The 507-nt window shown below is 57.4% G+C and carries 1 protein-coding gene; it reads left to right on the forward strand.

The window, feature by feature from the left end; all coding sequences use genetic code 11:
• Positions 1–332 precede the first annotated feature (332 nt).
• On the forward strand, positions 333–507 hold a 175-nt coding region (locus JK635_RS28195), incomplete at its 3' end, for an SDR family NAD(P)-dependent oxidoreductase (protein ID WP_202653261.1).

Here is a 507-nt window from a genome sequence, read left to right on the forward strand (position 1 = left end):
AACCACATCAGGACATACGACGCGGTAGACATCGCTCAGTTCGCGCGCGAGCGCGTCGAAATCATCGGAGACGCGGGTGACGCCATGCACGCAGACCAGCACATTGCGATTGCGCGCGTCGCCCCATTCCTTGTACGCCATGCGGTGCAGCCCGCCTGGCGAAATGCATTGCACATGCTTGATCGGGGGATAGCCTGGACCGGGAGCGGGAGGGATAGTCATGAGGATTTACCGTAAAAGTACTGGCATGCGAAACCTGTATTTTACTAAGCGTTCCGCTTAGAATCCGATAACTTCTTTACACATCATCAATCTTGGCGATAGAGGACTTCATGCAAGGCACCACTCTGAAAGGCAAGACGGCCCTGGTAACCGGATCCACTTCCGGCATCGGCCTGGGCATTGCGCGCGCGCTGGCGGCGCAAGGCGCCAACATCATGTTCAATGGCTTCGGGGACGCCACCGCCATCACCAAGTTGCAGGCGGACATGGCCAAGGAATTCGGTA

It is taken from the genome of Neobacillus paridis (genome assembly GCF_016765675.1).
GTDB lineage: Bacteria > Bacillota > Bacilli > Bacillales > Cytobacillaceae > Neobacillus > Neobacillus paridis.